Origin of the sequence: Pseudothioclava alba, from assembly GCF_033100795.1 — a bacterium.
In the GTDB taxonomy this organism is placed as follows: domain Bacteria; phylum Pseudomonadota; class Alphaproteobacteria; order Rhodobacterales; family Rhodobacteraceae; genus Pseudothioclava.
This window is the reverse complement of record NZ_JAWLVI010000001.1, coordinates 495,905-519,899: the sequence shown is the minus strand read 5'-3', so window position 1 is coordinate 519,899 and position 23,995 is coordinate 495,905. Positions and strand designations below refer to the sequence as shown.

The 23,995-nt window shown below is 61.5% G+C and carries 21 protein-coding genes; 8 read left to right on the top strand and 13 right to left on the bottom strand.

The features are described 5' to 3' along the window. Nucleotides 1-4: 4 nt before the first annotated feature. The 4 genes from RYZ20_RS02540 to RYZ20_RS02525 all read left to right on the top strand — a co-directional run bounded on the left by RYZ20_RS02540 (nt 5) and on the right by RYZ20_RS02525 (nt 5,469). Nucleotides 5-1,138, top strand: coding sequence for a carbohydrate ABC transporter permease (locus RYZ20_RS02540; protein ID WP_317670298.1), 1,134 nt, complete (start codon nt 5-7; stop codon nt 1,136-1,138). Continuing rightward, entirely contained in the window at nt 1,138-2,772 is a 1,635-nt protein-coding gene (locus RYZ20_RS02535) for an alpha-amylase family glycosyl hydrolase (RefSeq protein WP_317670297.1), read from the top strand. Before RYZ20_RS02540 ends, RYZ20_RS02535 begins: the two co-directional genes overlap by 1 nt. Then, entirely contained in the window at nt 2,765-3,850 is a 1,086-nt protein-coding gene (locus RYZ20_RS02530; protein ID WP_317670296.1) for an ABC transporter ATP-binding protein, read from the top strand. Before RYZ20_RS02535 ends, RYZ20_RS02530 begins: the two co-directional genes overlap by 8 nt. Before the next feature lie 74 nt (nt 3,851-3,924). Further along, nucleotides 3,925-5,469: a trimethylamine methyltransferase family protein gene (locus RYZ20_RS02525; protein ID WP_317670295.1), complete on the top strand. Its 1,545-nt coding sequence runs from the start codon at nt 3,925-3,927 to the stop codon at nt 5,467-5,469. 58 nt (nt 5,470-5,527) lie between these two features. Here RYZ20_RS02525 and RYZ20_RS02520 read toward each other — a convergent pair whose 3' ends face one another. The 4 genes from RYZ20_RS02520 to RYZ20_RS02505 are packed head-to-tail and all read right to left on the bottom strand — an operon-like array spanning nt 5,528 to nt 9,548. Then, a complete protein-coding gene (locus tag RYZ20_RS02520) occupies nt 5,528-6,847 on the bottom strand; it encodes an HlyC/CorC family transporter (RefSeq protein WP_317671318.1) in 1,320 nt (439 codons plus the stop codon). A gap of 31 nt (nt 6,848-6,878) precedes the next feature. Continuing rightward, complete coding sequence (locus RYZ20_RS02515) at nt 6,879-7,820, bottom strand: site-specific tyrosine recombinase XerD (RefSeq protein WP_317670294.1); 942 nt, start codon at nt 7,818-7,820, stop codon at nt 6,879-6,881. Further along, entirely contained in the window at nt 7,817-9,409 is a 1,593-nt protein-coding gene (locus RYZ20_RS02510; protein ID WP_317670293.1) for a hypothetical protein, read from the bottom strand. Before RYZ20_RS02510 ends, RYZ20_RS02515 begins: the two co-directional genes overlap by 4 nt. Then, nucleotides 9,402-9,548, bottom strand: coding sequence for a hypothetical protein (locus tag RYZ20_RS02505; protein ID WP_317670292.1), 147 nt, complete (start codon nt 9,546-9,548; stop codon nt 9,402-9,404). The genes RYZ20_RS02510 and RYZ20_RS02505 overlap by 8 nt, the downstream gene beginning before the upstream one ends. Nucleotides 9,549-9,794: 246 nt before the next feature. Between RYZ20_RS02505 and RYZ20_RS02500 the strand changes: the two genes are divergently transcribed. After that, on the top strand, nt 9,795-10,304 hold the full coding sequence (locus tag RYZ20_RS02500; RefSeq protein ID WP_411572319.1) for a shikimate kinase: 510 nt from the start codon (nt 9,795-9,797) through the stop codon (nt 10,302-10,304). Beyond that, nucleotides 10,304-11,413 (top strand): 3-dehydroquinate synthase, encoded by a 1,110-nt coding sequence (gene aroB / locus RYZ20_RS02495; protein WP_411572308.1) that lies wholly within the window; start codon nt 10,304-10,306, stop codon nt 11,411-11,413. Before RYZ20_RS02500 ends, aroB begins: the two co-directional genes overlap by 1 nt. A gap of 2 nt (nt 11,414-11,415) precedes the next feature. Here aroB and RYZ20_RS02490 read toward each other — a convergent pair whose 3' ends face one another. The 8 genes from RYZ20_RS02490 to RYZ20_RS02455 form a co-directional block, all read right to left on the bottom strand. Continuing rightward, nucleotides 11,416-12,177, bottom strand: coding sequence for a GNAT family N-acetyltransferase (locus RYZ20_RS02490; RefSeq protein ID WP_317670290.1), 762 nt, complete (start codon nt 12,175-12,177; stop codon nt 11,416-11,418). Nucleotides 12,178-12,376: 199 nt separating this feature from the next. Continuing rightward, nucleotides 12,377-13,942, bottom strand: coding sequence for a glutamine-hydrolyzing GMP synthase (gene guaA, locus RYZ20_RS02485; RefSeq protein WP_317670289.1), 1,566 nt, complete (start codon nt 13,940-13,942; stop codon nt 12,377-12,379). Between the two features lie 96 nt (nt 13,943-14,038). Next, a complete protein-coding gene (locus RYZ20_RS02480) occupies nt 14,039-15,370 on the bottom strand; it encodes a branched-chain amino acid ABC transporter permease (RefSeq protein WP_411572307.1) in 1,332 nt (443 codons plus the stop codon). Next, on the bottom strand, nt 15,367-16,371 hold the full coding sequence (locus tag RYZ20_RS02475) for a branched-chain amino acid ABC transporter permease (protein WP_317670288.1): 1,005 nt from the start codon (nt 16,369-16,371) through the stop codon (nt 15,367-15,369). Before RYZ20_RS02475 ends, RYZ20_RS02480 begins: the two co-directional genes overlap by 4 nt. A 3-nt stretch (nt 16,372-16,374) precedes the next feature. Then, nucleotides 16,375-17,079: an ABC transporter ATP-binding protein gene (locus RYZ20_RS02470; RefSeq protein ID WP_317670287.1), complete on the bottom strand. Its 705-nt coding sequence runs from the start codon at nt 17,077-17,079 to the stop codon at nt 16,375-16,377. Continuing rightward, complete coding sequence (locus RYZ20_RS02465; RefSeq protein WP_317670286.1) at nt 17,076-17,936, bottom strand: ABC transporter ATP-binding protein; 861 nt, start codon at nt 17,934-17,936, stop codon at nt 17,076-17,078. The genes RYZ20_RS02470 and RYZ20_RS02465 overlap by 4 nt, the downstream gene beginning before the upstream one ends. A gap of 114 nt (nt 17,937-18,050) precedes the next feature. Then, entirely contained in the window at nt 18,051-19,229 is a 1,179-nt protein-coding gene (locus RYZ20_RS02460) for an ABC transporter substrate-binding protein (protein WP_317670285.1), read from the bottom strand. 168 nt (nt 19,230-19,397) lie between these two features. Beyond that, complete coding sequence (locus tag RYZ20_RS02455) at nt 19,398-20,534, bottom strand: GlxA family transcriptional regulator (protein WP_317670284.1); 1,137 nt, start codon at nt 20,532-20,534, stop codon at nt 19,398-19,400. Between the two features lie 171 nt (nt 20,535-20,705). Between RYZ20_RS02455 and RYZ20_RS02450 the strand changes: the two genes are divergently transcribed. Beyond that, complete coding sequence (locus tag RYZ20_RS02450; RefSeq protein ID WP_317670283.1) at nt 20,706-22,076, top strand: class II 3-deoxy-7-phosphoheptulonate synthase; 1,371 nt, start codon at nt 20,706-20,708, stop codon at nt 22,074-22,076. Between the two features lie 91 nt (nt 22,077-22,167). On the opposite strand, the gene RYZ20_RS02445 is transcribed toward RYZ20_RS02450, so the two are convergent. Continuing rightward, nucleotides 22,168-22,905, bottom strand: coding sequence for a PAS domain-containing protein (locus tag RYZ20_RS02445; RefSeq protein ID WP_317670282.1), 738 nt, complete (start codon nt 22,903-22,905; stop codon nt 22,168-22,170). Nucleotides 22,906-23,068: 163 nt separating this feature from the next. On the opposite strand from RYZ20_RS02445, the gene RYZ20_RS02440 reads away from it, so the two are divergent. Next, nucleotides 23,069-23,983 carry a YicC/YloC family endoribonuclease gene (locus tag RYZ20_RS02440; RefSeq protein WP_317670281.1) on the top strand — a complete coding sequence of 305 codons (915 nt, stop codon included), beginning with the start codon at nt 23,069-23,071 and terminating at the stop codon, nt 23,981-23,983. Nucleotides 23,984-23,995: the final 12 nt, after the last annotated feature.

Here is a 23,995-nt window from a genome sequence, read left to right as displayed (position 1 = left end):
ACCAATGACCAATATCGCAGGAACCAAGGCCCGCCTTGTCTGGGCCGTAAATATCGCAGCACTTTTGCTGGTTCTGCTTTGGACGATCCCGACACTCGGGCTTTTGGTGTCGTCCTTCCGCGACCGAGATCAGATTTCGACCTCGGGCTGGTGGCGCTCGGCGTTCTCGTCGGAAAGCTCGGGCTTTGTGCGCGCGGGGACGGCTGAGGATCAGGTGTTCATCGACGGGCTTTATGTCATCGAGGGCGATGTTACGGAGGCCGGGCAGGGGATTAGCGCGTGGGGCGTTTCCTCGAAAGACCCTGCCGCCTTTGCGCCCGGTGATGTGGCCGAGCTGAAAGACGGTCAGCGCCTGAGCGTGGCGGCGGACGGCCAGTATCGCCTGACCTCTCCCTCTGAGTTTACCCAGACGCGCGGGATGCGGATTTTCACGACTGTGCTTAGCCCGCCAGCCTTTACGACCGACAACTACGCGCGGGTTATGGGGGCCGAGGGGCTGGGGCAGGCGTTCCTGAACACATTCACCGTCACGATCCCCGCGACGGTTATCCCGATCCTGATCGCGGCTTTCGCGGCCTATGCGCTGGCGTGGATGGAGTTTCCGGGGCGCGCGCTTCTGGTGGCGGCTGTGGTGGGGCTTTTGGTTGTGCCCTTGCAGCTTGCGCTGATCCCTCTGCTAAAGCTGCATAACGACATCGGGCTTGGGAAGGGCTATATGGGGATTTGGCTGGCGCATACGGGTTTTGGCCTGCCGCTCGCGATTTACCTTTTGCGCAACTATATGGTGGGTCTGCCGCGCGAGATCATCGAAAGCGCGCGCGTCGATGGCGCGACCGAGTTCCAGATCTTCCGCCGGATCATCCTGCCGCTGTCATTCCCCGCGCTCGCCAGCTTTGCGATCTTTCAGTTCCTCTGGGTCTGGAATGACCTTCTGGTTGCGACCGTGTTCCTTGGCAACGCGCCCGATCAACTGGTGATGACCGGCGTCTTGCGCGAACTACTTGGCTCGCGCGGTGGCGATTGGGAAATCCTTGCGGCCTCGGCCTTTGTGTCGATCGCGGTGCCGCTCCTTGTCTTCTTCTCGATGCAGAAATTCCTCGTCCGCGGGCTTCTCGCGGGTTCCGTCAAAGGTGGCTAATGAAACTTCTCGATAAAAATCCCGATTGGTGGCGTGGTGCGGTGATCTATCAGATTTACCCGCGCAGCTATCAGGACAGCAACGGCGACGGGATCGGTGATCTGGCCGGTATCACGCGGCGCTTGCCCTATATCGCCTCGCTTGGCGTGGATGCGATCTGGATTTCGCCCTTCTTCACCTCGCCGATGAAGGACTTTGGCTATGACGTCAGCAATTATTGCGACGTTGATCCGATGTTCGGCTCGCTTGGCGATTTCGATGCGATGATCTCGGCGGCGCATGGGCTGGGGCTGAAGGTGATGATCGACCTTGTGCTGTCGCATACCTCTGATCAGCATCCGTGGTTTGCTGAAAGCCGCCATAGCCGCACGAATGATAAATCGGACTGGTATGTCTGGGCCGATCCAAAGCCCGATGGCACGCCGCCCAACAACTGGCTGTCGATTTTCGGTGGTCCGGCGTGGCATTGGGATGCGCGGCGCGAGCAGTATTACCTGCACAACTTCCTTGTTTCGCAACCCGATCTGAATTTCCACAACGCGGATGTTCAGCAAGAGTTGCTGGGCGTGAGCAAGTTCTGGCTGGAGCGCGGGGTGGACGGGTTCCGCCTTGATACGATCAACTTCTACATGCACGACGCCGAGCTGCGCGATAACCCGCCGCTGCCGGTCGAAGAGCGCAATGACTCGATCGCGCCGAAGGTGAACCCCTATAATCACCAGCACCATCTTTACGATAAAAATCATCCGCAAAACATTGAGTTTCTTAAGAAACTCCGTGCGCTGATGGATGGCTATAACGCCGCTGCCGTGGGCGAAATCGGTGATAGCCAGCGCGGGCTGGAAATTCTGGGCGAATACACCTCGGGCACCGACAAGATGCAGATGTCCTATGCGTTCGAGCTGTTGTCGGGGCACGAGCCTTTGCCTGCAAGCTATTTCGTCGAGGTTTTCGACCGGCTGCAACAGGCCGCGCCGAACGGTTGGGCCTGTTGGGCCTATTCAAACCACGATGTCGTGCGCCATATCTCGCGGTGGGGTCTTTCAGATGCATCAGCAAGGACTTACATTGCGTTGTTGATGTGCCTCAAAGGGTCTGTCTGCATCTATCAGGGCGAGGAATTGGGCTTGGCCGAGTCCGAGATCGCCTATGAGGATTTGCAAGACCCCTATGGCATCGAGTTCTGGCCCGAGTTCAAGGGCCGCGATGGCTGCCGCACGCCGATGGCGTGGGAGAATGCGCCGAACGGCGGGTTTACAGACGGGCCGAAGGCGTGGCTTCCGGTTGCGCCTGCGCATCTGCCCCTAAGCGTTGCCGAGGCCGAAAAAGACGAAGGCTCTTTGCTGCACGCTTACCGCCGCGCAATTGCGCTGCGTCAAAACCAGCCCGCGCTTCGGGGCGGTGATCTTGCCGCGATGAAGGCTGATGGCGGGGTGCTGTCTTTCCAGCGTGTCGGAGCCGAAGGGGCGGTGCTTTGCGTGTTCAACCTCTCGGACGCGCCTGCGTCGTTCTCCGCTGATGGCGCAACGCCGCTTGAGGCGGGGCTTTCTGCGCCGGATGCCGCGGGCATGATCGTGCTGGCGCCTTGGCAGTTCACCCTGCTGGCACTTGATAAAGGAGGCCAAAATGGCTGATCTCAAGCTTGAAAATGTCGCCAAGAGCTACGGCAAGGTCGATGTTCTTAAGGGCATCAACCTTGACATCAAGGCGGGTGAACTGATTGTTTTCGTTGGGCCTTCTGGCTGCGGCAAGTCCACGCTCCTGCGCATGATCGCGGGGCTGGAGCAGATCACGGGCGGCACGTTGACCATCGACGGACAGCAGATGAACGACGTGCCGCCCGCGCAGCGCGGCATTGCGATGGTGTTCCAGTCCTACGCGCTTTATCCGCATATGACGGTGCGCGAGAACATGGCCTTTGCGCTGAAAATTGCGCGCAAATCGGCTGACGAGATCGAAGCGGCGGTGCAGAACGCCGCGCGTATCCTGCAGCTTGAGCCATACCTCGACCGTTTGCCCAAGGCGCTTTCGGGCGGTCAGCGTCAGCGGGTGGCTATCGGGCGCGCGATTGTGCGTGACCCGAAGGTCTATCTGTTCGACGAGCCGCTTTCGAACCTTGATGCGGCGTTGCGCGTTGCAACCCGGATCGAGATTGCGCAACTGAAAGAGGCGATGCCCGAGCGCACGATGATCTATGTGACCCACGATCAGGTCGAGGCGATGACGCTGGCCTCGCGCATTGTGGTTCTGGCGAACAAGGGGATTGCGCAGGTCGGCACGCCGCTTGAGCTTTATGAACGTCCCGAAAATGAGTTTGTCGCGCAGTTCATCGGCTCGCCTGCGATGAACCTGCTGAAGGGCGAGGTGATCGCGACAGGCGCACAAACGACGGTGCGACTGGCGGGTGGCGGCGTAGCGGTTTCGACCGTTCCGACGACCGAAGCCGACCTTGGGCTTCAGGTCAACGTGGGCGTTCGCCCCGAGGATCTGGTGCCGACCGACGCCGAGGCGCTGTTCACCGGAGAGGTCGAGATTACCGAAGCGCTTGGCGAGGTGACGCTGCTTTACTTCAAGCCGCAGGGCGACGATGCGGCGGTGATCGGCAAACTGCCCGGCATCCATGCGACACTACGCCACAAGAGCGTGGGGCTAAGCGCTGCGCCCGAAAAGGTGCATCTCTTCGCGAATGGCCGGTCGCTTCTTTACCGGTAAGGTCGCAAAACGCGCACGAACTCGCTCTGGCCCGGTTTAAAAACAGAATCGAGCCAGAATATGCGGAGGGCGCTATGGAAGAAGTGGCAGAGCGTCGGGGTCGGCGCGGTGGTGGTGGTTCGGCCCGTCGGGCCGAGCGGACCGCACCGAAGATCGAGTTCGAGCGGTTTATCGAGCGTAAAATTCCCAACCTTGAGATCCTCAATGAAGAGGCGCTCGAGATCATCGAGTATAACGCCGAGACCGTTCTCGAAGAAATCGGCGTCAATTTCGTTGAAAATCCGGCAGCGTTGCAGCGGTGGCGCGACGCGGGGGCCGATGTCACCGGAGAGCGCGTGCGCATCCCGCGTGGCCTTGCGCGCGAGCTGTGCAAGACCGCGCCGTCAAGCTTTACCCAGCACGCCCGCAACCCCGATCGCAACGTGGTCATCGGCGGGAAAAACCTTGTGCTGGCGCCGGTTTACGGCCCTCCCTTCGTGCGCGACATCAACGGCGGTCGCCGCTACGCCACGATCGAGGATTTCCGCAACTTCGTGAAGCTCGGCTATATGTCGAAGTGGCTGCACCACTCGGGCGGCACGGTTTGCGAACCGACCGACGTGCCGGTGAACAAGCGTCACCTCGACATGCTGCACGCCCATATGACGCTTTCGGACAAGCCCTACATGGGGTCTGTGACCGAGCCGTCGCGCGCCGCAGACAGCGTCGAGATGTCGAAAATCCTGTTTGGCGACAAGTTCGTGGACGAGAACACGGTGATGACCTCGCTGGTCAACATCAACTCGCCGCTGACCTTTGACGCCACCATGATGGGCGCGCTGGAGGTTTACGCCGCCGCAAATCAGGCCTGCATCATCTCGCCCTTTATCGTGGGCGGCGCAATGGCGCCGGTTTCGGTGGCAGGGACGCTCACGCAGGTTCTGGCCGAGGTTCTGGCCGGTGTCGCCTATAGCCAGCTGATCCGTAAGGGCGCGCCGGTGATTTTCGGCGCCTTCGTGACCTCGATCGACATGAACTCGGGCGCGCCGACCTTCGGCACCCCCGAAGCCTCGCAGATCACCGCGGGCGCAGGGCAGCTGGCCCGCCGTCTGAACCTGCCGTATCGCTCGGCCGGGTCGTTCAACGGCTCCAAACTTCCCGATGCGCAGGCGGCCTATGAGACCGCGAACTCGCTCAATAACGGCCTTCTGTCGGGTGTGAACTTCATGCTTCACTCCTGCGGCTGGCTTGAGGGTGGGCTTGTGTCCTCTTACGAGAAATTCGTGATGGACGCGGACCAGCTTGGCGTGCTGCATCGCTTTGCAGCGGGCGTCGACATGAGCGCGAACGGTCAGGCGATGGAGGCTATCCGCGAGGTTGGCCCGGGCGGTCACTACCTTGGGTGCGATCACACGCAGGCGAACTTCAAATCGGCGTTCTGGAAGACCGAAGTGCTTGACTACAAGCCCTACGAGACCTGGGAAGAAGAGGGCGCGCGCGACACCGTGCAGCTTGCCCATGCCCGTGTGCAAAAGATGCTGGCCGAGTATCAGGCTCCCGCGATGGACCCCGGCATTGCCGAGGCTCTGGCGGACTATGTCGCCCGCAAAAAGGCGGCAGAGCCTGACAGCTTCATGTAAGACAGACGGCGCGAGAGACCCTCGCGCCGTTTTTTTATCTGCCGATGGTTTCGCACGATTAATCGCTGGCCTTCAGGGGGCGGATTTTCAGCTTGGTGATACGGTTTTCCTTGCGCTGCATCACCTCGAACCGGAACCCGTGGAACGAGAAGACCTGTCCCTCGCTCGGGATCGACTGCGCCTCGTGGATCACGAGGCCCGCGATTGTGTTCGCCTCGTCATCGGGCAGGGTCCAGTCGGCCTCGCGGTTCAGGTCGCGGATCGTCATCGCGCCTTCAACGATATAATCGCCCTGATCAGTGGGCCGGAGGCGGATTTCGGCTTTGGGGTCGAACTCGTCGGCAATTTCGCCCACGATTTCCTCAAGGATGTCTTCCAGCGTCAGAAGCCCGCGCAGATCGCCGTATTCGTCTACCACCAGCGCGAAATGCGTCTGGCGTTTGAGGAACTCGCGCATCTGTTCGTCCAGAGGCGTGGTCTCGGGGATGAAATAGGGCTTCATCGCCACTTTCATCACATCCAGATCGCTGATGCTTTCCAGCGTGCCATCCCCGCGACGGACGAATTTTTCAACCGCTCGCAGCAGGTCTTTGGCGTGAACGATACCGACGACATTCTCGCGCTCGCCCTTATACAGCGGCAGGCGGGTGTGCGACGAGGCCAGAACCGTGCTGAGGATCTGGTCGGGTTCCGCCTCGGCGTCGATCATCTCGATCTGGCTGCGGTGGAGCATGATCTCTTCGACCGTGCGTTCACCCAGATCAAGCGCGCCAAGCAGGCGGTTGCGGTCTTCCTTGTCGATATTGCCCTCGGAGGCGCCGATTGCCAGCGCGCCCGCGATTTCCTCGTGGATCGAGAACATATGCTGGTCGGCCTGCGTGCGCACCCCAAAGGCAAAGAGGATGCCGCGCACGATCTGGCGCACGATGCTGACGATGGGGGCAAGGATGAAGGTCACCATACGGATCGGGCGCGCGACGCGGGTCGCCACCGTTTCGGGGCTGGTGATCGCGTAGGTCTTGGGCAGAACCTCGGCAAAGATCAGGACCAGCGCAGTCATGCCAAGCGTTGCAAACGCCACGCCTGAATCCCCGAAAATCCGCGTCAGCAGCGCCGTCGCCAGCGAGGCCGAGAGGATATTCACCACGTTATTGCCCAGAAGGATCGCGCCGATCAGGCGTTCGCTGTCCTCGGTCACTTGCAGCGCCTTGTCGGCACCCGGATCGCCCTTGTCGGCGCGCGCGCGCAGCTTCGCGCGGCTTGCCGCCGTCAGCGCGGTTTCCGACCCCGAGAAGAAGGCGGACAGAACCAGAAGGGCGGCGATGGCCGCAGCCGTCAGCCAGAAGGCGGTATCAAGGGAAACAGGATCAGCGGTCATGATGTCGTTATGGGTGCGTGAGGGCGCGCGTTCAAGAGCGCTTGGCCAAAGGATGATGCTCAAGCACCAGCGATTTCAAGCGCTCATCCAGAACATGGGTGTAAATTTCGGTCGTTGAAAGGTCCGCGTGCCCCAGAAGCGTCTGGATCGCACGCAGATCCGCGCCGCCTTGCAGAAGATGCGTCGCGAAGGCGTGGCGCAGGACGTGGGGGGTGACGCGGGCGGGAGAGACGCCCGCCTGCACGGCAATATCCTTGAGCAACCGGTGAAATGCCTGCCGCGTGAAATGGCCTTCTTTCGCGTTCGAGGGGAACAGAAAGCGCGAGGGCGGGGTTTTGCGCTTGATCCGCGCATCCTCTTCGGCGGCGTCGCGCACGCTCAGCCACGCCGCCAGCGCCTCGCGCGCAGGCGGCGACAGCGGCACCATCCGTTCCTTGCCGCCCTTGCCGCGGATCAAAAGCATCGCCGGATTGCCCCGCGCGGAGGCCACGGGCAGCGAGACGAGTTCCGTCACACGCATCCCTGTGGCATAAAGCAGTTCGATCAGACAGCGGTTGCGGACCTGTTCAGTGACCGATTGCCCCTGATCGCAGGCGGCCTCTAGCAGGCGTTCGACCTCGGGGATTTCAAGGGTTTTCGGCAGCGATTGCGACTTGCCCGGGCCAGAAATCCGCGTGGCCGGATTATCCTCGCGCCAGCCTTCCTCATAGGCGAAACGGTAAAGCTGTTTGATCGCCGAGAGCCTGCGCGCGCGGGTGGATTTGGCCAGCCCCTCGGCCTCGCAGCGGATCAGATAGGTCTCGATTTCGGATTGTTGCAGCGTCGCGAAGGAGAGGGTTTTAGCTTCAAGAAACACGAGGAAGTCATTGAGATCACGTCCATATCCAAGGATCGTGTTCTTTGCGGCCCCCGCTTCGGCGGCCTTGGCCTCAAGAAATGTCTCGATCCAGCGCAGGTTTGGGGGGGCATTCATCCGCGCCGCTCCAACACCACCAGTTCCAGCGCGGTGCGACGCGCGTCATCCTCCAACCCCACAAGCCGCAATAACCGCAAGCCAGACGCGACGCGGGTGTAATCGCCCTTGGCACCTTCGGTAATATCGTCGATCGCTGTCAGGATCGCGAGGCCAAGCTGGTCGGGCAAAAGCGGCGCATAGGCGGGCGGCACCTCTTGCGGCGGCGCATCGAAGGCCTGTTTCAGCATCAGCCCGAGCTGGTCTTGCGCGGGGATGCCCGCGGTGCTGCCTGTCGCAATGCCGATCAGCAGGCGTTCATCGGGGTCGCCGGTCTGGCGGGCGCGGGCGATTGGCTCGTAAGCGGGCGAGCTCATCCCGATACGGAAGGCGAGCGTGGCGGCCTCGGGGGGCAGCGCCATCTTCGCCAGTTCCGCGCCCCAAAGCGCCCCCAGAACATATTCGAGTTCCACACCTTGCATGGCGGCATAGGCATCGGGCAGCAGACCGGAAACCCCGTCCGCATCCCCTGCCGCAATCGCGCGGTCCAGTGCCCCGATCAGCCGCACACGGTCCCACAAAGCGCCCGCGGGTGCGCGCGCGTTCTCGGTATAAAGCCCGAGCAGGCGGTTCGGATCGACGATACTGACACGGGCCAGACGCTCTCCGGCCTCGACCCGTGCCTTCCAGCCGGTGTTCGAGCGCAGGTCGGCCTGCGCAAAGGCCAGCGGCAGGGTCGTGGTGGGCAGGGGTTGCCCGATCGCCTCCATCAGGCGGAATATCAAAGGCGAGGGGTGCGACGGCGGCGCCATATCATCGGCCCCGTCGGCATATTCAGCATCCAGAAACCGTTCGAGTAGCTCTTGCATTTCGGGGTTCATTTGCTCAAGCGCGCGCCCCGAGCCGAAGGTCAGAACCGCATTCTCCCAATCCCCCGTGCGGGCCAGACAAAACACCCGCGCAGGCAATGAGGGGGAAATCAGCGGCATGTCGCGCAGCGTGTCGCAGGCGCGCTCTTCCTCGCCCAGCAGAAGCGCCACATCGAAACGACGGCGGAACACCTCGGACGAGGCGACAGGCGCAGCCTCAAGCATCACCAGCGCGGGGTCGAGCGCGCCAATGGTCAAAAGCGCGTCGATCCGCGCCAGAAACAGCGCGTCACGCGGGGTGACGGAGGCGAATTTCGGCGGGTCCAGCTCGGTCAGGATGATCTTGAGCAAAAGCCCCTGCATTGCGGGCAGGGTATCGAAACGCTCTTTGCCGATTGCGCGCGCCAGCTCGGTCTCGGGGGTCGCCCCCCAAAGATCCGCAGGCAACCCCGTGCGCGAAGACGGCAACAGCCCCAGCGAATTGGTGCTTGGCGCATCAAGCGAGTGGATTGCCACATCGCCAAGTGAAACACCGTTGCTGACAGGCGGTTCGTTCGCCAGCGGCGGCAGGATCGGGCGCGACGCATCGGGCTGGGCACGGTAGGTCGCCTCGCTCAGCGTCGAGCGGGACAGCCAGTCGATCGCAGACAGCGGCCGCTCCTGCGCCTGTGCCACAGCACCAAGCACCCCGAAAACCACCGTTGCGGAAACGATCCGCGCTATCGCACTGGTTTCAGCCACCATTCCCCGCAGCGTTCAGATTGATCTCGATGCGCTGTTCGCCGCGTTCGGCGTCCATGTCACCGAAATAGGCATAGCCTACTACGGCAAGCGCTGCGAGGATCAAAAGAAGGAAGAGTGCTTTGAAGATACGCCCCATGGTCTCTCTTTCGTTATCTGCTCTGTTTGGCCCGTCAGGGGTCTTATGTGGTTTTAGATGTAGTGTTCGCGATTATATATGGCAATTCCCCGAAGTTCACGCCATTGAAGACGCCGGAGTTCACGATTGCGCAAGCGTCCGCCAATCTGGCAAAAGGGGCGCAAGAGCAGGGGAGCGAGGCAAGGCCGGGTGACAGGCAAGACAGGCAATAGCGCGCGATTGGGTAAGACCGTCGTTCTTGTTGGTATGATGGGGTCGGGAAAGACCGCCGTCGGAACTGCGCTTGCCCATCAGCTTGGCGTGCCGTTTGTCGATAGCGACGAAGAGATCGAACGCGCCGCCCAGATGACCGTCGCCGAGATTTTCGCCCGCGATGGCGAACCGTTCTTTCGTGCCCGCGAATCAGAGGTGATCGAGCGGCTGTTGTCCGGCCCGCCTGGCATCGTTTCGACGGGGGGCGGTGCGTTTGTCTCCGAGACCAACCGGGAGATGATCGCGCGGCTTGGGGTGTCGGTCTGGCTCAAGGTCGATCTGGAGCTTTTGTGGAACCGCGTGCGTCACAAAAATACGCGGCCCCTGCTGCGCACGGCCGACCCGAAGAAAACGCTCGCGACGCTGCTGGAGGGCCGGGTGCCCGCCTATTCGAAGGCGCAAATTGCGGTCGAGGCGGAAGAGGGGCTTTCGGTGCAGGAAATGGCGGCCAAGGTCGCCCGTGCGTTGCACGAGGTGCCAGAGCTATTCAAGGAGAACGTCTGATGCGCAATACGGTCCGGGTGGAGCTTGGCGAACGGGCCTATGAGGTGCGCATCGGCACGGGGTTGATTGGCGATGCTGGCGCGCAGATCGCGCCCTTGCTGCGCCGCCCGCGTGTCGCTGTCGTGACCGATGAAACGGTCGGCGCGCATCATCTGGCGGCGCTGAAAGCGGGTCTTGGCGAGATCGAGATGGTGTCTTTGTCGCTGCCCGCAGGCGAGGCGACGAAAGGCTGGCCGCAGTTCACCCGCACGGTCGAATGGCTCTTGGAGCAAAAGGTCGAGCGCAAGGATATTGTGGTTGCCTTTGGGGGCGGGGTGATTGGCGATCTGGTGGGGTTTGCGGCGGCTGTTCTGCGTCGTGGCGTCCGCTTCGTGCAGATCCCGACCTCGCTTCTGGCGCAGGTTGACAGCTCGGTCGGCGGCAAGACGGGGATCAATGCGCCGCAGGGCAAGAACCTGATCGGCGCCTTCCACCAGCCCGCGCTGGTGCTTGCTGACATCGGCATTCTTTCTAGCCTGCCCGAGCGCGATTTTCTGGCAGGCTATGGCGAAGTGGTGAAATACGGGCTTCTGGGGGACGTGGCGTTTTTTGACTGGCTTGAGGCCAATGGTCCTGCGCTGAAATCGGGTGATATGGATGCGCGGCTTTATGCGGTGACGCGCTCGGTTCAGATGAAGGCCGAGATTGTTGCCCGCGACGAAACAGAAGAGGGCGATCGCGCGCTTCTGAACCTTGGCCATACCTTCTGCCACGCGCTCGAATCCGCGACGGGCTATTCCGCGCGGCTGTTGCATGGGGAGGGCGTGGCGATCGGCTGCGCGCTGGCGTTTGAACTCTCGCAGCGGTTGGGGCTGTGTTCGCAAGAGGCGCCAAGCCGCGTGCGGGCGCATCTTGCGCAGATGGGGATGAAGGTCAGTCTGCGTGATATTCCGGGAGATCTCCCCGATGCGGATGCGCTGATCGAGCTGATGGCGCAGGATAAAAAGGTGCTCGACGGCAAGCTGCGCTTTATCCTGGCGCGCGGGATCGGTGAGGCGTTTGTTACCTCGGATGTGCCGCGCGATGTGTTGAAAACTGTTTTGGTAGAGGCGCTTGCAGAGCGAAGCTGATCTTACGCGAGCTTCTCGAACGCCCCGTGCCATTTCAATGCGCGACCGTCCATTGGTGCGGCGCGCAAGTTCAGCCCGATCAAGCCGGTCTTCTGCGACGGGCTGGTAAAGCTGGCCGCGTCCTCACGGGTAAAGCCGAAACGCTTGAAAAACGGCTGTTCCGAGGGGCAGATGATCCCGTCGACGCCCTTTTCACGCACGATTTCCAGCGCGGCTTTCACAAGCGCAGTGCCGATCCCCTGATTGCGGCAGGGTTTGCGCACGACAACCGGCGCCAGCGCCCAGATTTTCGGATTTCCGATCATCGGCGCAAAGGCGACATGACCCAGATAGGCGCGCTCCAGCTTGGCCACGACCGAAAGCGCCAAAGCCCCATCCGCCCGCAGATCGTCAATGAATTGCGCTTCATCTTCGCGCTCGAAGTTATCGCGATTTAACAGAAAAATCGCCTTGGCGTCATCTGGGAACTCGGGGCGGATTTCGGGCAATGCCTCGCGCAACTGATACTCGCGCCGGATGCGGCGGGTTGCGGCCATCCATTTCGACCGTGCGGTGCGGGTTTGATGGAAATCGAACGCTTGCTGGCTGGCAAAGCCTTCGGAAACCGTCCAGACCATCGGGTCCGGTGTCTGGCCAACATGGAAATAGAGACACCCCGGTTCACGCACCGTGCGGCGGATATGCTCGGGCAAATGGGTCAGGATCACCCGCCGCTCCTCAGCGGTCCGGCAGATCAGTTGACCTGTCAGCTGCATCAATGCCATGCGAGACGACCTCTCCCTACCGATAACAAACAAAACTCATACGCCAGAGCCAATCCTCACGCGGCCCATAATAGCCCACATATCGAAATCTGGTCGAAGGTTCAATTCTAACGGTTTCCGTGCTGGAAACAGTTAGCCTGGATTGGAGCGTTTACCCGGAAAAGAAAAACCCGCGACGGGCGCGGGTTTTCCAAAGATCTTATTCCCACTCGATCGTGCCTGGCGGCTTCGAGGTGATGTCGTAGGTGACGCGGTTGATGCCCTTGACCTCGTTGATGATCCGCGTGGCGGTTTCGCCAAGAAATTCATGGGTAAAGGGGTAATAGTCGGCGGTCATGCCGTCTACGCTCGTCACCGCGCGCAGCGCACAGGCGTAATCATAGGTCCGCCCGTCGCCCATCACACCAACCGTGCGCACCGGCAGGATCGCGACGAAGGCTTGCCAGATTTCATCATAGAGCCCGTGCTTGCGAATCTGGTCGATATAGACCGCATCTGCTTTGCGCAGGATCGCCAGCTTTTCGCGGGTGATCTCGCCGGGGCAGCGGATCGCAAGACCCGGCCCCGGGAAGGGGTGGCGGCCGATGAAGCTGTCGGGCAGGCCAAGCTCGCGGCCAAGGGCGCGGACCTCGTCTTTGAACAGCTCGCGCAGCGGCTCGACCAGCTTGAGACCCATCTTTTCGGGCAGCCCGCCAACGTTATGGTGCGATTTGATCGTCACCGAAGGACCGCCCGAGAAGCTGACGCTTTCGATCACATCAGGATACAGCGTGCCCTGGGCTAGGAACTCGGCATCCTCGATCTCATTGGCGTATTTCTGGAACACGTCGATGAACAGCTTGCCGATTGTCTTGCGCTTGACCTCGGGGTCCGAGACGCCCTCAAGCTCGCCCAGGAAGAGGTCGCTCTCATCCGCGGCAATCAGCTTGATGTTGTAATTGTCGCGGAACATGGCGACGACCTGCTCGGCCTCGCCCTGACGCAGAAGGCCGTGGTCAACGAAAACGCAGGTCAGCTGATCGCCGATGGCCTCGTGCAAAAGGATCGCCGTGACCGAGCTGTCAACGCCGCCCGAAAGCCCGCAGATCACATGGCTGGAGCCGACCTGCGCGCGGATCTGTTCGATCGCCTGCGCGCGGTAGCCCGCCATCGTCCAGTCGCCGGTGAAACCGGCAAGGCGGACGAAGTTTTCATAAAGCTTGGCGCCGTTCGGGGTGTGGTGCACCTCGGGGTGGAACTGCACCGCGTAGAAGTTGCGCGCGACATCCGCCGTGATCGCAAAGGGCGCGCCGGGCGATGTGCCGAAGACCTCAAACCCGGGAGCGATTTTGCTGACGTGGTCGCCGTGGCTCATCCAGACCTGCTCGCGGCCCGCTTCGCCTGCAAACCAGCCCTCAAGGATCGAGAGCTTGGCATCAGCCGGCGTCACATAGGCGCGGCCGAACTCGGCCGTGTGGCTTTGGCCCGCTTCGACAAGGCCGCCGAGGTCATGCATCATGACCTGCTGGCCATAGCAGATGCCAAGGATCGGAACGCCTAGCGTATAGGCCGATTTCGGCGGGCGGGGAGAGCCCTCACGGGTGACGCTGTCCGGGCCGCCCGAGAAGATGATCGCTTGAGGGGCGAAATCGGCCAGGAACGCGTCGGTCACGTTCTGATAGGGATGGATTTCGCAATAGACGTTCAACTCCCGCAGACGACGCGCGATAAGCTGCGTAACCTGCGAGCCGAAGTCGATGATGAGAAGGCGTTGATGCTGGGTCATGTGCGGGGAATAGGCGGGCAGGGGCTTTAATGCAAGAGGTCCGGCGGGGGTTGCCTGCCGGACCTTGTGTTTTTTGCGCGCGCGGATCGGGGTGCGTTATGTCTCGGGCAGAAGGCCGCGCGGAGAGAAGCGCAGCACCAGCACGAGGATCAGCCCCATCACGAACAGCCGCATATGCGCCGCCGAATCGATCAGGTGGGTTTTCAGCCCGCCATCAGCCATTTGCGAGGTCACGAGGTCCATCATGTCCGGTCCCCAGATCTCGGCCTTGATCCAGAGATACCAGATCAGAACGCCGCCCACGACCGAGCCCCAGTTGTTGCCCGAGCCGCCCACGATCACCATCACCCAGATCAGGAAGGTATAGCGCAAAGGGTTATAGCCCGAGGGGATCATCTGGCCGTCCAGCGTAATCATCATCGCGCCGGCAAGCCCGCAGATGGCCGAGCCGAGGATGAAGATTTGCAGGTGACGCCGGGTGACATCCTTGCCCATCGCGGCGGCGGAGACCTCGTTATCGCGGATCGCGCGCATCATCCGGCCCCACGGGCTGTTGAGCGCCTTTTGCGACAGCCAGATCAGCGCCAGCAACACGGCGGCAAAAAGCGCCGTGTAGAGCAGCTTTACAAGGATCGTCGAGGCCGTCACCGGATCAAGCCCAAGGCTGGCTGCGCGCTCGACGAAGGCTGCGCTTTCCTGCAGGTCGATCTCGTAGGGGACGGGCCAGGCGCGGGGGATGCCGTTCACGTTCATCACGCCGCGCGAGAGCCATTCCTCGTTCTTCAGGACCGCGACGATGATCTCGCCAATGCCAAGCGTCGCAATCGCCAGATAGTCCGAGCGAAGCCCGAGCGCGGTCTTGCCAATCGCCCAGGCCGCCGCCGCCGCCATCACCGCGCCCACAGGCCAGGCAACCAGCGTCGGCAGGCCAAGCCCGCCAAGATAGCCCGCAGCGGACGGGTTGATCGCCTCGATCGCGGCAACGGCAGGGTCAAAGATCGCGCGGAACAGGAAGAAGCCCACCACCAGCACCGCCGGAATAGCGATCATCCGTGTCTTTCGGCTTTGGGTTTTATGCAGCCAGATCGCCGCCAGAATACCCATCACGGCCACGGCAAGGGCCGCCAGAATTTGCAACCCGCCCGCGCCGAACGCGCCCTCGGTCGCGGGCATCGAGATCAGCACCGGCGCCAGACCGCCAAGCGCCACGAAGCCCACGATACCGACGTTGAACAGCCCCGCGTAGCCCCATTGCAGGTTCACGCCAAGCGCCAGCACCGCCGAGATCAGCCCCATATTCAGGATACCAAGCGAGGCGTTCCAGCCGCTGGTAAAGCCCTCGAACAAAAACAGCGCGGGCAGGATCAGCGTCAGCGCCATCCGACGCAGCGCCATGTTTTCGGGTGCCGAAGTTCTGTTCCCGCTCATACCGATTTCCCCTTGAACAGCCCCGTCGGTTTGAACAGGAGCACGACGATCAGAATGATAAAGCTGACCGCGAATTTATATTCGGTCGACAGCAGTTGCAGCAGGCCGTCCGGCTCGATCGGCAGGACATAGGTCGCAACCTTTTTCCACGCATAGGTGACACCGACCTCGGAAAAAGCAATGACAAACCCGCCCGCAATCGCGCCAAGCGGGTTGCCAAGACCGCCCAGAATGGCCGAGGCAAAGATCGGCAGAAGCAGATGGAAGTAGTTGAAAGCCTTGAAAGATTTATCAAGACCATAGAGCACACCCGCCGTCGTCGCCAGCGCACCCGCGATGATCCACGTCACCGCGACCACACGGTTCGGGTTGATCCCCGACAGAAGCGCCAGATCCTCGTTATCCGAGAACGCGCGCATCGACTTGCCCGTGCGGGTGTTGTTCAGGAACCAGAACAGCGCCGCCACGATCAGTGCCGCCATCACCAGCGTCAGAACCTGCGTCGTGCGCAGCGCCAAAGGTTCCGCCAGGCCCGTGAACTCTTTGAAGCCGCGCGCGGTGATGACGAACCGCTCGCCATCGGTGAACTTGATGTCATCGACACCGATCAGGAAGCGCGTGACCGCGTTCATCATAAACATCACCCCGACCGAAACCATGACCAGCGTCACGGGCTTGGCCTTCACCTTGCGGTAATAGGCGTAGATCACACGGTCCGTGCCCAGCATCAGCAAGGCGGTTGCCAGAATGCCGAAGGGCAGGGCCAGAAGCGCGGTCGGCAGCGGCCCGAGCGAGACGCCCCCCGCCTGCAGCGCCCATGTCACCATGATGGTGATCGCGGTGCCAAAGGCCATCGTGTCGCCATGCGCAAAGTTCGAGAACCGCAAGATGCCGTAGATCAGCGTCACCCCAAGCGCGCCAAGCGCAAGCTGCGCGCCATAGGTCGAGGCGGGGATGATGATATAGTTGGTGATCGCCACAAGGGCGTTGAGAAGATCCATGTCTCAGCCCCCAAGGAAGGTGCGGCGGACGTCCGGATCGGCCAGAAGGGCCGCGCCGGTGTCGGTGTAACGGTTGGCACCCTGCACCAGAACATAGCCCTGATCGGCAATCTCCAGCGCCTGACGGGCGTTTTGTTCGACCATCAGGATCGAGATCCCCGTGCGGGCGACCTCGATGATGCGGTCGAACAGCTCGTCCATGACGATCGGGGACACGCCCGCGGTCGGCTCGTCCAGCATCAGAAGCTTGGGCTGGGTCATCAGCGCGCGGCCCACGGCGACCTGCTGACGCTGGCCGCCCGACAACTCGCCCGCGTTCTGGTGGCGCTTGTCGCGCAGGATCGGGAAGAGGGTGTAGACCTGCTCCATCGTATCGCGGAAATCGTCGGTGCGGATGAAGGCGCCCATTTCGAGGTTTTCTTCAACCGACATCGTCGGGAAGACGTTATTCACCTGCGGCACAAAGCCCATGCCCTTGCGCACACGCTCTTGCGGCGAAAGGGCGGTGATGTCCTCACCATCCAGCGTGACCGAACCTTCGCGCAGGTTCAGCATCCCGAACACCGCCTTCATCGCGGTCGATTTGCCCGCGCCATTGGGGCCGACAATCACGGCGATTTCGCCCTTGGCGACCTTCAGCGTGCAGCCGTGCAGAATATCCGCGCCGCCATAGCCGCCGGTCATATCGGATGCGTCGAGAAAGCTCATGCGTCACCCCCGTGGCCTGCTTCGTCGCCCAGTCCCGGCTGCGCGCCGTGGGTCTCGTGATGAGAGGTCTCGGCGGCCATCTCGGCCTTGACCTTGTTCTTGAGACCGGTGCCGAGATAAGCCTCGATCACCGCCTCGTTGGCCATCACCTCTTCGGGAGAGCCTTCGGCCAGAACCTTGCCCTCGGCCATCACGATCACCGGATTGCACAGGCGTCCGATGAAATCCATGTCGTGTTCGATCACGCAAAACGTATAGCCGCGCTCTTTGTTCAGGCGCACGATCGCGTCGCCAATGGTATTAAGAAGCGTGCGGTTCACGCCGGCGCCGACCTCGTCCAGAAACACGATCTTGGCGTCAACCATCATCGTGCGGCCAAGCTCCAAGAGCTTCTTCTGGCCGCCAGACAGGTTGCCCGCCTTTTCATCGGCAAGATGCGAAATCGTCAGGAAATCAAGCACATCGTCGGCTTTCTGGCGCAGGTCTTCTTCCTCGCGCGCGATGGCTGCACGGTTCACCCAGGCGTTCCACAGCGTCTCGCCCGACTGCTTGCCCGGAACCATCATCAGGTTCTCGCGCACCGTCATCGAGGGGAACTCATGCGCGATCTGGAAGGTGCGCAGCAGTCCCTTGTGAAACAGCGCGTGCGGTGGCAGCCCCGTGATGTCCTCGCCATCCATCGTCACCTTGCCCGCAGACGGCGTATGGACCCCGGCAATGACGTTGAACAATGTTGATTTTCCGGCCCCGTTCGGGCCGATCAGCCCGGTAATGGAGCCAGTCGCTATCTCAAGCGAAGCCCCATCAACAGCCCGAAAGCCGCCGAAGAGCTTGTGCAGATTCTCGACCCGGATCATGCAGTCCCCAAGTGTTATATGCTCACGCAGTTGCGTGAAGTTTGCCGTTTACGGCTTTGTTATAATTAAAGAACAGCCCGAGTTTCCCCGGGCTGTTCTTATTGTCATTTCCGATTAACGGTAGCCGACCGTGGTGACTTTGCCGTCTTTCATGACGATCTCGCGGAAGGTGCCGGCGGATTCACCTGCGCCGATCAGCTCAACCGAAGAGGCGCCCTGATAGTCGATGTCCTGGCCTGCCGCGAGCAGTTCCATCGCTTTGCCCAGTTCACCCGGCAGGATCGGCTCGCCCGGAGCGTTCGCAACGTCCATGATCTTTTCTTTGTAGACCGAGGCATCGGTCGAACCGGCTGCCTGCATTGCCAGCATGATCAGAGCGGCCGCGTCATAAGCCTCGCCCGAATAGGCGCCGGTCGGATCGAAGCCGTCTGCCATTTCGGTAAAGCGGGCCTTGCCGTCGCCTTGCGAATCCGGAAGCTGGCCGTAGGAGCCGTCGATTTCCGAACCGAAGTTCGCTTCGATGGCCGAACCGACCATGCCGTCGGGCAGGACGAACGAGTCGAACGCGCCCTGGTCGATCGCGCCACGGATGATGGCCGAGCCGCCCTGGTCAACGTAGCCTGCAACGACGAGCGCGTCGCCACCGGCCGAAGCCAGTGCGCCAACCTCGGCTGCGTAGTCAGCCTTGCCGTCTTCGTGCGGTGCGTTGATGGTTACGGTGCCGCCCTTGGCCTTGAAGGCAGCCTCGAACGCATCGGCCAGACCTTTGCCGTAGTCGTTATTGGTGTAGGTCACAGCAACCGACTTCGCGCCATGCTCGAGGATGATGTCGGCCATGACTTCCGACTGACGTGCATCCGAAGGTGCGGTGCGGAAGAACAGGCCGTTGTCTTCGACGGTCGAAAGTGCCGGCGAGGTGGCCGAGGGCGAGATCATAACGATACCGTTCGGCACGCCGACGTTGGTCAGCGAGGCGGTGGTTTCGCCCGAGCACATGCCGCCGACGATTCCTTTCACGCCCTCAACGGTGATCAGGCGCTCGACGGTCGCGGTAGCTGCGGCTGCGTCGATGCAGGTCGAGTCGCCGCGCACAGCGGTCACTTTCGCGCCGCCCATGAACTTGCCCGAGTCCGAGACCTCTTTCATCGCCAGCTCGGCGCCGCCAGCCATATTGGGCGACATCGATTCCAGCGGGCCGGTAAAGCCAAGCGAAATGCCCAGTTTCACGTCTTCCGCAGAGGCCACGCCCGCGAACAGAGCGGCGGCAGCGGTGGCAAGCATCAGTTTTTTCATAGGTTCACTCCCGTGTTGGATCATTGTCCTGACGCGCAAGACTAGTGTGAGGCTATCCAAAAGAAAAGATCACACTCTTGCAAGATTTCGATGGTTTACGCGTTCACTTGCAACAGAATTGCACAGATTGCTTCATACGCCGAAGTTTCTGCCGGAAACAGGTTGACGTTACGCCGCACCGTCCGGTTCATCCTCGAAGCCCGGCATTTCCGCGGGAAAGCCGATTTCGAAGTCCTCGGCCATTTCCTCGATCAATGCCTGCGGGTCGATTTCACCCTCGCGGCTGCCCGAGGTTCCGCGCTCGCGGTAAGGCGTCGTGTGATAATGCGCGCGGTAGCATTTCGAGAAATGCGACGGGCTGGAAAAGCCGCAGGCCAGCGCCACGTTGATCACGCTCATCTCGGTCTGCATCAAGAGGTTGCGCGCCTTTTGCAGCCGGATTTCCATATAATAGCGCTTGGGAGAGCGGTTCAGATAACGGCGGAACAGGCGCTCAAGCTGACGCGTGGACATGCCCGCATCTTCGGCCAGTTTCGAGGGGCTGATCGGCTCTTCGATATTGGCTTCCATCCGGCTGATGACTTGGGCCAGCTTGGGGTGGCGCACGCCGATGCGGGTGGGAATAGACAGACGCTGCGTATCTTGGTCGGTGCGGATCGAGTTATAGATCAACTGATCTGCGACCGTATTCGCCAGCGCCTCGCCATGATCGCGCGCGACAAGCCGCAGCATCAGGTCAAGCGCCGCCGTGCCACCCGCCGTGGTCAGGCGATTTCCGTCGATCACAAAGACCGATTTGGTCAGCAGAACCTCGTCGAATTCCTCGGTGAAGCTGTCCTGGTTTTCCCAGTGGATCGTCGCGCGCTTACCATCCAGAAGCCCGGCCTTCGCGACCGCCCATGCGCCCGTGCACAGCCCGCCGATGCCAGCGCCGCGCCGCGCCTCGCGCCGAAGCCAGTTCAGAATCGGTTTCGTCGTTGCTTCGGTCACATCAATGCCGCCGCACACCAGAACCGTGTCGTCGCGCGCGACCTCGTCCAGCCCCATATCAACCTGAAGCGTCACCCCGTTCGAAGCCATCGCAGGCCCGCCGGTTTCCGAGGCGAGTTTCCAGTCATAAAGTTTTTGCCCCGAGACCTGATTGGCCAGACGCAAAGGTTCAATGGCACTTGTGAACGCCATCATCGTAAACCGTTCGAGCAGCAAGAACACAAAGCGGCGCGTGCGCTCGGTCGCGGGCAAACGAACGGACCCCAGCGAAGGCGCGGGGCGGGGGGATTTTCGGGCTGGTTGTGCGGAGCGCATTTGCGACACTCTTCTGACGTTTTTTATTGACGTAGTCACGGATTTAGCGCCGCCGCAAGAGGAATGATTTTTGCTGCACCTGCATCGGCAAGACCAATTTCGGGTTTGTTATCGCTCGCACTCGCGCGTATAAGCGCAGCCTGATGCATCAAACGGCTCTCGGAGGGGACTATGGCTAAGGGTTGGAATAAGTCGGACTGGCGCGCAAAACCGCGGGTGCAGATGCCGGACTATCCCGATCAGGGCGCGCTGAATGCCGTCGAGGCGACGCTTGCGAAAATGCCGCCGCTGGTCTTTGCGGGCGAGGCACGCCGCCTTAAGGCCGAACTGGCGAAAGCGGGGCGCGGCGAGGCGTTCTTGCTGCAAGGCGGTGACTGCGCCGAGAGCTTTGCCGAGTTTTCCGCCGATAACATTCGCGACACCTTCAAGGTGATGCTGCAAATGGCGATCGTGCTGACCTGGGGCGCGAAAGTGCCGGTTATCAAGGTTGGCCGGATGGCGGGGCAGTTTGCAAAGCCGCGCTCGGCCGGCACCGAAACCATTGGCGGCGTTGAGCTGCCGAGCTATCGCGGCGACATCATCAACGGGTTTGATTTCACCGCTGATGCGCGCGTGCCCGATCCGTCGCGCATGTTGCAGGCATACACGCAAGCGGCGGCGTCGCTGAACCTTCTGCGGGCGTTCTCGACCGGCGGTTATGCCGATATTCACCATGTCCAGTCGTGGATCGCAAACTTCACCGATGTCGAAGAGGCACAGCGCTATCGTGCGATTGCCGAGCAGATCTCGGATGCGATGGATTTCATGGCCGCCGCGGGCGTGACCTCAAGCACCGCGCATGAACTGGCAACGGTTGATTTCTACACCTCGCACGAAGCGCTGCTGCTGGAATACGAAGAGGCAATGTGCCGCACCGATACCACCTCGGGTCTTCCGGTCGCGGGGTCGGGCCACATGATCTGGATCGGCGACCGCACGCGCCAGCCCGACGGCGCGCATGTGGAATTCTGCCGCGGTGTGCAAAACCCGATCGGCCTGAAATGCGGGCCGAGCACGACTGCCGACGACCTCAAGGTGCTGATGGCGAAACTGAACCCCGACAACGAGGCGGGGCGGCTTACACTGATCGCGCGCTTCGGGGCGGGCAAGGTGAGCGAGCACCTTCCGCGCCTGATCAAGGCGGTCAAGGAAGAGGGCGCGAATGTCGTCTGGTCCTGCGATCCTATGCACGGCAACGTCATCAAATCTTCGACCGGCTACAAAACCCGCCAGTTCGATTCAATCCTGCAAGAGGTGCGCGAATTCTTCGGCGTCCATAAAGCCGAAGGCACCGTTCCGGCGGGCGTGCATTTCGAGATGACCGGCAAGGATGTGACCGAATGCACCGGCGGCGTGCGCGCCGTGACGGACGAGGATCTGTCCTCGCGGTATCACACTGCCTGCGACCCGCGCCTCAATGCCTCGCAGTCGCTGGAACTGGCCTTCCTTGTGGCTGAAGAGCTGCGCGACCGTCGCCAGATGCAGAAAGTCGCCAATCTGTAAGGCGTTCTACAGTCAAAACGAAAAGGCCCGGACGTTCTGTCACGGGCCTTTTTTTAACAGACATGTCCACTCACTACCCCACCTCACATAGTCACTCGTCACAAACGGCGGGGACCACCCGGAACATCGCGCGACGCTCCTCTGGGGTCATTTCCTTGGATACGCGCGGCACGGCCATTTCCGGCGCGGGCGCGCGTTTTTTCGGTATAAAGGGCGTCCAGCCGTCGATCAGGTTCAGCGCTTCGGGACGGACGGGCGCGGGCTCTTCTCGCGGCGTCGGGGTGCCCTGAATGATCGGGGTGACGGTGGATGCGACCACTTCAAAGCGGCGCGGCGTGCGCCCGATGTCGCCTTCTGCCACAAGGCAGCCAAGCGCGCGCGTCACATCGCCCAGATCGGATTTCAGCGGCAGGATCAACAGCTTGGCTTTCAGCTCCGGCTTGCCGATGGCGGTTTCCGCACGCAGGTCGATCTCGACGATCGCGGGTTGCTGGAACATCGCTTCGATGATTTCCGCAATCTGCTTGCGACCGACGGGGGCAAAGAATGCCGTCAGCGGCATACCGCGCACTTCCATCCCCATCAGATCGTTCAGATGCATCCCCGCCAGACGGAAGCGGCCCATGCCCGGCGCCACACGCTCAAGAATAAAGGCGCATTCAAGCGCCCGGTCGATCCCGCGCGGATCGACATCGGCACGCGAGGGCACCAGACGCCCGCCGCGCAGCGCCTCCCAATAGGCGCGCATCTCATTTGCTACGCGAGCGCCGGTTGTTGCCGGCTGCCCAAGCGCGATAACATTTCCCTGCTGTTCCGTGTCGCGTTCCATACTCTCACCTGTTCGATCCGATGCGGCCCCTGCGCCGCGATGTGCCAAAAAGCGCTCCTCCTGCTTTCTGCGGATCCGGGTCTTTCTGTTGACCCCGGGAGCGAAATGCTTACTGAACTCTTAATACGCCTTTTTTCTGCCAAAGTGAGAACTAAAGTCTTAAATGGTTAAAGCCGCCCCCCCAATCCGCACGGTCTCGATGACCGGTTTCGCCTCTGGCCAGGGTGCCGGAGAAGGCCACCAATGGAGCTGGGACATCCGCTCGGTCAATGGCAAGAACCTTGACCTGCGGTTGCGCCTGCCAGAGTTGGCTGGGCTGGAGCAAGCGGTGCGAAAAGCCGTTGGCGAGGTCGCGTCACGTGGAAATATCACTTTGAATGTAAGGCTTTCGCGGGATGCTGCCGAAAACTGTTTCCGGGTGAACGCCGTAGGTCTGCAAACTGCGCTGGCAGCGCTGGCTCAGGTGCAGAACTCTGCTTTGGCGAGTGGTCTTGAGATTGCGAAAACCTCGGCCGCCGAGGTGCTGGCGATGCGTGGAGTGGTTGATCAAACCTTACCAGAAGCCGAGAATCCGGAGGGGCTTGTTAAGCATATCCTGGGCGATCTTGTGGCGGGGCTGACCGATTTTTCCGCGATGCGGCGGGCAGAAGGTGGCGAAATTGGGGCAACTCTGGCCGCGCAAATCGACAGAATCGAGTCGCTGACAGCCTCGGCGGCCGAAACCGCCGAGGCGCGCCGCCCCGAAGTTGCCGATGCTTTGAAAGCGGCGCTTGCTCGGGTGATGGAAGCCGCACCGGGGGCCGACGCGGCCCGTGTGGCGCAGGAACTGGCTCTGCTTGCGGTGAAAGCGGATGTCACCGAAGAGCTTGACCGCCTACGCGCCCATATCAAGGCCGCGCGCGCGCTTTTGTCGGACGAGGGCGCGGTCGGGCGCAAGTTCGAGTTTCTGGCGCAGGAGTTTGTGCGCGAGGCCAATACGCTGTGCTCGAAATCGGGCAATGCGGCGCTGACCGCCATTGGCCTTGACCTCAAACACGTCATCGACCAGATGCGCGAACAAATTATGAATGTGGAGTAAGCCATGACCGAG